5 protein-coding genes are annotated in these 8350 nt (G+C 47.0%); 4 read left to right on the top strand and 1 reads right to left on the bottom strand.

Features of this window, described 5'->3' with window-relative positions:
* The first annotated feature begins 655 nt into the window (after positions 1–655).
* The 4 genes from HMPREF0666_RS00915 (at position 656) to HMPREF0666_RS00900 (ending at position 7187) form a co-directional block, all read left to right on the top strand.
* Positions 656–3079, top strand: coding sequence for a TonB-dependent receptor (locus HMPREF0666_RS00915; protein ID WP_009010398.1), 2424 nt, complete (start codon positions 656–658; stop codon positions 3077–3079).
* A gap of 16 nt (positions 3080–3095) precedes the next feature.
* A complete protein-coding gene (locus HMPREF0666_RS00910; protein ID WP_009010397.1) occupies positions 3096–4553 on the top strand; it encodes a hypothetical protein in 1458 nt (485 codons plus the stop codon).
* A 15-nt stretch (positions 4554–4568) separates the two neighbouring features.
* On the top strand, positions 4569–5975 hold the full coding sequence (locus HMPREF0666_RS00905) for a hypothetical protein (protein ID WP_009010396.1): 1407 nt from the start codon (positions 4569–4571) through the stop codon (positions 5973–5975).
* A gap of 132 nt (positions 5976–6107) precedes the next feature.
* A complete protein-coding gene (locus HMPREF0666_RS00900) occupies positions 6108–7187 on the top strand; it encodes a DUF4876 domain-containing protein (RefSeq protein WP_009010395.1) in 1080 nt (359 codons plus the stop codon).
* Between the two features lie 185 nt (positions 7188–7372).
* Here the strand turns inward: HMPREF0666_RS00900 and HMPREF0666_RS00895 are convergent, their stop codons facing one another.
* Complete coding sequence (locus HMPREF0666_RS00895) at positions 7373–7705, bottom strand: hypothetical protein (protein WP_232214036.1); 333 nt, start codon at positions 7703–7705, stop codon at positions 7373–7375.
* Positions 7706–8350 lie beyond the last annotated feature (645 nt).

Here is an 8350-nt window from a genome sequence, read left to right as displayed (position 1 = left end):
TTGCTTTGAGTGCTGTGTGTTCTGTTATTCTGTGTTATTCTGTGAGAAAAAGAACATTGTAGGTGTGTGTGGATAGGTTTTTCTCTCACAGAGCGCACAGAGTTCACGGAGCTTTTGGCGCACAGTTTCGAGCCCATGAGGAGGTGGCCCCTCCCCAACCCCTCCCCCGTAGGGAGGGGCGTAATATGTGAGGTTACCCCTACAAGACTGCCAATAAGAGGATAATATGAAGCGTGCACCCTTCTTATAGGGGTATCTCGGTGATCACGCCCCTCCCTTTGGGGGAGGGGAAGGGGGAGGGGCCAGCTGGGGAAATGGGGAGGGGCCACTACTTGCTTTGAGTGCTGTGTGTTCGGTGATCACTCCCCTCTCCACTCGGAGAGGGGCCGGGGGAGAGGTCTCAACTACCCCTTCAACTACCTAAAAATGATGATTTTGCAAATTCATTAAAAGTAAGTATTGGACGATATATATATTTTCTATACCTTTGCAGACGCTTATCGTAAAAAAAGAAGATACAAGGCTGACTTCATTTGCAGACACCTGTGACTTAGTCTTAAGCCTGAGTAAACTATATGGACTCGGTTCTCTTGCTGCGAAAGTAGGGAGAGATTAGTGTCTACTCATTAAAAACCTATTTGTAATCTGAGTATATATGAACAAATTAAAAGTGAACTATGAAAGGCGTGTCAGATACTATCTGTCCGCCACTCTCTTAAGTTCTTTGTTCTTATTCCCACCCACCTACGTCCATGCCACGTCTGTGCATGGGCAGGAAACAGTTGAGGATGAGGACAAAGATGTCAAAACATCTGTAACCGTTCGGGTTGTTTCTGAACAGTCGCAGGAGCCGCTCATCGGTGCTGTCGTACGTTGCGAAGGTGTTTCAAACCCCTCGGTGACAGACATCGATGGTAAGTGTACGATTAAACTCAAGCGTGCTGCCGACCGCATAAAACTGACGGTAACCTACGTAGGGTATAAGTCTGTGACCCGTGTCGTTAATGTTCCTGACAGTCGCATGATAACCTTACAGTTAAAGGACGACTCCAAGCAGTTGGATAATGTCACTGTTACAGCCCTGAAACGGCACACGACAGTGTTGCAGCAGTCGTCTGCCATCAGTCAAGAAGCCTTAGAGAAAGGTGGTGCAACGTCATTGGCAAAACTCCTTGAGACCATCCCTGGCGTCAGTTCTATTAGTACGGGAAACACGATAGCAAAGCCTGTTATTCAAGGTATGCACAGTAGTCGTATCCTCTTGATGAACAATGGTGTACGATTAGAGAGCCAGAGTTGGGGTGCCGACCACGCACCAGAACTCGACTATACAGGGTCGAGTATGGTAGAAGTAGTGAAGGGAGCCGAGTGTATTCGCTATGGCTTCGGTGCGATGGGTGGTGTGGTACTCCTAAACGATGCGCCCCTACCCTACGAAAACAAGAAGATTAAGGTCAATGGAAACGTCAATGTAGGCTACGACACCAATGCTCGTGGCTTCAGTGGATCAGGTACTGTTGAGACTGGTTACAAGCAGTTTGGCCTGCGCCTACACGGTATGTACACCAAAGGAGGCGACTATCATACCGCCGACTACGTGTTGAATAACACGGGATATAACACTATCAGCTTCTCAGCCTTAGCTGGTTGGCAAGGAAGAAAACTGACGGCAACGCTCTTCTCAAGTATCTACTATCAGCGAAGCGGCATCTATTACGCCAGTAAGATATCCGACTTATCACAGTTGATAAAGCGCTTTGAGTACGGACGACCTGACCCAGAGACTGTTAAACCCTTCTCTTACGATATCAAACCACCGTTCCAACAGTCGCAACACGTGACGTTGAAGGGTGAACTAAAGTGGGAGCTTAACCCTAATCATCACCTCAATCTCACGCTGTCGTTCCAAGAGAACCTCCGTCAAGAGTTCGAGAACCGAAAGAAGACACAGTGGAGTTGGATCCCAATGCAGGACTTGATACTGAAAACCTATAAGTTTGACGTACTTTGGCAAGCTAAATGGAAACTATGGAAGATGACCACCGACGCTGGTCTCTCAAATACTTACCAAACGAACTTCAACTATCCTGGTACGAAGCAGCCGGCTTTCGTCCCTAACTTTGCAGCCCTTTCGATGGGCGGATATTTCCTTCATAAGGCCGAGTTCGGCAGGTTGCAGTGTGCTCTCGGTATGCGTTACGACTTCCGTGTACTGTCGGTTAATGGCTATAGCAGCCTTAGCAACTACACCTACTACGATGACTTCAAACTCTATAGTAACTTCACAATGAGCCTGGCTACCCACTATCAGTTCAGTGACAAGTGGGATGCACGTGCGAATATCGGTTGGTCATGGCGCCCACCAGATATTAATGAGCTCTATGCCATTGGTCTTCAAGACGGTTCCTATTGGGTAGTAGGCAATAAGAACCTTGCCAGCGAGCGTGGTTATAAGCTCGTGTTAGGTACGAAATATAGGAATACTTGGTTCTCGGTAGAGCCCAGCTTCTTCTTCCAACGCATCAACAGCTATATCTACGACCATATCGGAGAAGGCAAGGACCGCTTCCATAACCACCCAAGTGGTAAGTATCCGAAGTTTATCTACGACCAAGACGATGTGAAACTCTATGGTGGTGACATCGAGGCAACCGTGAAGCCTGTACGTGGACTTACCTTTGTCGGTAAGGGAGAATGGATGTTTGCACGCAACCTAACCCACAATGACTGGCTACCTTTCATGCCTTCAGACCGTTACGGACTCTCTGCTACCTACGAGCTGCCGCTGAAGAAGCCTCAGAAGTATCGTTCGTCGCTGTCGCTCTCAGGTATCTATGTGACCAAGCAGACCCGCTTTGACCCTGATAAAGACCTCGTTCCTGACTCGCCACCAGCCTATTTCCTACTGAACGGGACAGCTGAGCTGCGTATCGGACTGCCGCAGAATAAAGAGTTGAAGTTCATGATTGTCGGTGATAACATACTCAATGCACTCTATAAGGAGTACACCGACCGCTTCAGATACTACGCCCATGAGCGTGGTGCAAACTTCTCTTTACGCACATTGTTTAAGTTCTAATTAGCTGAAAAAGAATATGAAACTATATAAAGACATACGCCTCATACTTGCCACAGCAGCAGTGGGACTTCTCTTCGGGAGTTGCTCTAACGACCAAGTTGACGATTTCTTCAAGAAGATAATACAAGCCCCTCCTTCCTCTATAGAGCGAGATGTGAAGGGACATGAGCAGATTTATGCCGTTCATGCCATCTTGAGAATGGGCTATAAGGGCGGGATGATTGGTGTAGGACCAGACGGAAACGACTCTATCCAAGCCTATAACACCTATCACCTCGTCAGTAGTTCGACCTCTATACCAGTCATGCAAGAGATTGATATAGCCAAGGATGATGACGGACAGATGACCATCACGACCGAACGCGACTGTTTTGACGTGATTGCTTCAGATGATATTTACTATGGATTGGAGCTGAAGTACTATGATCAGAACGGTATGCTCATCAATCATCAGTTCTCTGGTTATCCCTTCATGAAGGATAAGGACGGTTATAACGTGCCTGATGAAGACAACGCAACACTCCTTGTTCACCAACACTTCTTCGGTATTGGCAACGCTTCCTTAGACAAGTTGGTGGCTGATAGTACCTCTTCTGGACACGAGAAGGAGGTACATGGACTGCAAATGGCCTATCCTCGCTCATTGGCTTCAATACCTACTTATTATGACCGATACACCTTCAAGGAGCAAGGGGGAGCTATGGAAGCAGCTACAAAGTTCTCTACTTCTAACATCTATGTGCCTGACGGCTACACGTTCGGCCTTAACCAGGTACCGTTTAACAGTGAACTGGCTTGGAAAGCGATTGAGGTATCGGGTAAGCCAGAGGCTTTGCAGCCTTTTACCTTTGGTGGGAAGACTTATCATCTCTACAAGACTATTGATCCAATGGAACTGAATAAGATTACACCTGAGGTCTTTACCTACGAGTATCGAGACACTGATCCAGTGGAGGAGGAACTCGGAAAACTCTTTACAGAGGCTTATAACGATGACTTCACCGACCCAGATACCGAGGCACCACGCCAACGCTATGGTCATACCGTGGGTCTGCTACATCAGAAACGTAGCTTAGACGTCGGCTCAGACTTAGACCGCTTGGGCTTTAAGGGCGTCATGCAGTTCCACAAGTCAGACATCGCTTTCCAACTGCAGGTGCGCATCTGTCACATTCTCAACAAAGGACAGCAGCACGTAGGAGAGTCGGAAAAGCCCGCAAAGTACTGCAATACGAACAATAGCGAGCATAGTTTCCTATGGGACTTCAACCAGTTACAACCCGGTTGGGACAGCTTCGATATCGACTATCCACTGTCTGTTCGTGTGATAGCCAATACCAAGGACGGTGAAGATAAGTGTTTTCAGGATGTTAAGCGATTCTATCCAGCTGCCGACAAGGCACAGCTCTGGCGTATGCTAACACGTCCACAAGACTTCTTCACACAGTACAGACAGAACGTAGTATTGATGTAATAACGAATTGGGAACATGAATAAGATAGTTAAGAATATCCTTTTATTATCATGCCTTGCCGTTGTCTTCGCCTCATGCGACGACTTTGTCTTTGGCAATGTACATGTTGATTATAACGAGAACCCCTTAGAGAGTAAGGGATTAGCACGTAGTGGCGCTGACAGATATGTAGATAGTCTGTCGAAGATAAAGGTCTCTGAACAGGTAAACAACCCTGACCCAGACGGAGCCTTCAATGGTTGGGCCACGTGTCTGGCTATGTTTAAGGAGGGACACTCCCACGGTGACGGTATGATGCACGGTAATTTCGTTTACCATAACGCCCCTTGGAAGCAGGAGGAGTTCGTTATCATTCGCAACAACACGGCTAAGTGGCCTACTGTTGAGGTGCAACGCCAGAGCACAGTGACGTATCTTGAACAGAGCGATGGCAAGACTGGCCCTGACTACATCCGCATCATCGGTGGAAAACTAAAGCGTTGGGGACTCTGCCTCTACTTCTTTAATAAGGAGGGAAAGCTGATGAACGATGATATCCTCGACCACTCTGATGAGTATCAGATATTCTTTACGGTGAGCGAGGTCGACGATAAGGGTAATCCTTACGAGGTGATGGACTGCCGTGGTACGTGGAAACCGAAGAAGAACAAGTTTGGTGACTGGAAGAAAGGCGGTACGATAGACACGACACCAGTACCTTCACCATTCTTCGCAAACACGACTACGTGGAAAGAAAGGGCCGAACGCACCCCGAAGATATTTGAATATACCTACCGAGACACGTGGATCCATAACGCAATGGCTGATGGTGCGCGTGAGTTATTCAACCAACGTCTACTGCCTCCGTTGACCCGTGAGGATGCTGATTGGGCTGTTGCTCCCTACGACCAGGACCGTGTAGGACTGAAGGGGCACTTTAATTTCGACATTGAAGCCGATGAGAACGATGCTCTCCATGAGGAGTGGCCATTAGAGATAACACGCCGTTTGGACCCAGCTACGGGTGAGACTGGTCATTACACACGTCCGTCTTATCTCTTACCCAAGTTTTATCTGTCGGTTAGGGTGATGAAGTGTCCGAAAGGAAAGAAGGCCCTGATACCGAAGGACGAGTATCTTAGCCGCCACTCCACCTACGTCTTCCGTAGTCCCTACATCTGTTCAGAGGCTTACAATCCCGATGAACCGAAGGAGTATGGCGCTGACTCCGAATGGAAGGAGCTCTTCCGCTTTAATATTCCTATCAAAGTCTTCTGCAGTAGCTTTGATACTGACCCAACAACCATCGACCCCAACGACCCTCTCTACTTCTATTTAGGACATGAGATAGGCCTGTCACCATTAGATGCATTGGAGGCTTCGCAGAATGTACAGACCCACGGCATTGGTGGTGGCTCTGGTTTCGGCAACTGGTTCCTGTAACATGGACAGCGGGAGTGGGTGGTCTCGACGATAAGGAAGTAACACGACGTCTGTAACTCACAATCTTTTCCCTTCGTGACAACCGTCCCTCCCACTGCTCATAATTATATAAACATATAAAGAAGAAAACAAATGAAACAAAAGAAGATAGCTGCGTGCCTACTCTTCGCCCTAACACTTGTAGCGATGAGTAGCTGTACACGTAACGAGATGCCCGTCAAGCAATCAACATCTAAGACTAAGTTAGACCACTTAATCATAAAGGAAGTGTTCTATGTAGGCCACTATTGGTATCGTGATGTACGTGCGTGGGGAATGAAGAATATGAACCAGATGTACAATGACGACCAGTATATTACCATCTTCAACCCTACCGATGAGGTGAAATACCTTGATGGACTGGCCTTGTGTGTCAATGCTATCGACCCAAGCAAAGCCATTCAGTTCGCACCAAAAGACGATTTCGTCAATCGCTACTATGGTGCTTCTGGTATCTCTTACTTCCCTGGCAAGGGCAACGACTACCCTGTCAAACCGGGCCAGACCATCATTATTGCAAAGTATGCCATCGACCATAAAGCTAGCTTCGAAGCCGAGTTAGAGGGCGAAGACCTAAGTATGTATGGCGGTCTGAATGCCTTTTTGGATTTGAGCAAAGCCGACTTTGAATGGACAAACATCAACTATGACCCCGGACAGAAGAACAATCCGAACGTACCTGATATGTGTGCTATCCTCACATCTACCGACGTCAGCGGTAATATCGGACCTTCTTATGACTTCTCTCGTGTGTCTGAAAGCAACGGTATAGCCTTGATAAAACTCCCTTGGACACCAGAGGAATTCAAGAAGAACTATGCCGAAACAAAGGATAGCAAAGGTTATCTGCATTATATCACCGTCACCAGTAGTGCTCACGGCGATTTCTATGCCATCGAAGTACCCTTCGAGTGCGTCATCGACTGCATTACCATCTGTCCTCGTCGTATGTTCCAGATGCGTCCAAGCAAGTTAGACAGAGGCTACAATGCCGTTACCGACAACTCATTCTCTGGTCTGAAACAAAGCGACTACCCTATCTCTTCTGGCTTAGCATTGGTGAGAAAGTGGGATGGAAAGAAGTTTGTTGACGACAACAACACCACTGCCGACTTTGAAGTCAAGGTTGCTTCGCTATCAAGAAAGGATGAAAAAGGCAACCCAATAAAGTGATAACAACATGAGTAAATAGTCAACAAGGTAAAAGAACAACACACGAAAAGGATAATAAGGCTGCAGCATCTTAGGTCCACCCTATCTTGCTGCAGCCTTTACCATTGTATATATATAATGAAAAGGAGGCTAAGTAGTGCCAAGACAGCGTATAAAAACTATATAACACACTAAATGGTAAGCCCTCAACCAACCAACGACTGCTGGCCCCTCCCCGTCCCCTCCCCCGCAGGGAGGGGCGTAATCACCGAGATACCCCCACACAAGTATCCTCGTAGCTCACATTCGCTCCATTCGTGTAATTCGTAGTCTTCTATTTTCAAGACTATGTGCTTTCGTCCCATCCAGCATTCGTGCCATTCGAGTAATTCGTAGTCGTCTATTTTCAAGACTATGTGCTTTCGTCCCATCCAGCATTCGTGCCATTCGTGTAATTCGTAGTCTTCTATTTTTAAGACTATATTCTTTCGTCCCATCCACCCTTCGTGCCATTCGTGTAATTCGTAGTCTTTCGACAAATTAGCAGTCTTTAGCGGTTTGGAAATTTCCTTACACCATCCTTATAAAAGTCCACCTACAAACCACCGCCACACCGACAAGAAGCAAGTCTATAACCCACACAAAATCAAAAGGTTATAAACAGCGTTAATGAAAGGCCTCTTCAAGCATCAAGAAGGGCGTCTTCTTGCCCCTTGAAGGGCATGTTCTCGACCCTTGAAGGGCGTCTTCTCCAACCATGAACTGCGTTTCCTCGAAAAGAGAAGGGGGTGATTAGCGAAATATCCATACAATTTCTAAAGATACAATCAGCATTATTTCTCACAGAGGGTGCGTTCTATTTCTCACAGAAAAACACAGAAGAACAGATCTCACAAAGGTTCACAGAGACATTAAGTCAACCGATTTCACAGAACCTTACAGCCAACGTTAGCTAATCATCAACACCTACCACTCATCACCCAACACCCACCTTTAGCTGTAACGTTCTGTGAGTTCTGTATGCCGAAGGCCTTCTGTGAGTTCGAAACAGTGCGCTATAAGGTTCTGTTAAATCTGTGAGTTCTGTGAGAGAAAAACCTCCCCAGCGAGTTGTTTGTGTGTCATCTCATAGAGTGGGTGCGTTCTATTTCTCACAGAAGAACACAGAAGAACAGAACACACAG

It is taken from the genome of Prevotella sp. C561 (genome assembly GCF_000224595.1).
Lineage (GTDB): Bacteria > Bacteroidota > Bacteroidia > Bacteroidales > Bacteroidaceae > Prevotella > Prevotella jejuni.
The sequence above is the reverse complement of the archived record's forward strand: the minus strand, read 5'-3'. Positions and strand labels throughout refer to the sequence as shown.

Excerpts from the sequence above, each read along its gene's own strand:
- HMPREF0666_RS00915 (WP_009010398.1), top strand. The coding sequence starts at position 656 with ATGAACAAATTAAAAGTGAACTATGAAAGGCGTGTCAGATACTATCTG.
- HMPREF0666_RS00910 (WP_009010397.1), top strand. The coding sequence starts at position 3,096 with ATGAAACTATATAAAGACATACGCCTCATACTTGCCACAGCAGCAGTG.
- HMPREF0666_RS00905 (WP_009010396.1), top strand. The coding sequence starts at position 4,569 with ATGAATAAGATAGTTAAGAATATCCTTTTATTATCATGCCTTGCCGTT.
- HMPREF0666_RS00900 (WP_009010395.1), top strand. The coding sequence starts at position 6,108 with ATGAAACAAAAGAAGATAGCTGCGTGCCTACTCTTCGCCCTAACACTT.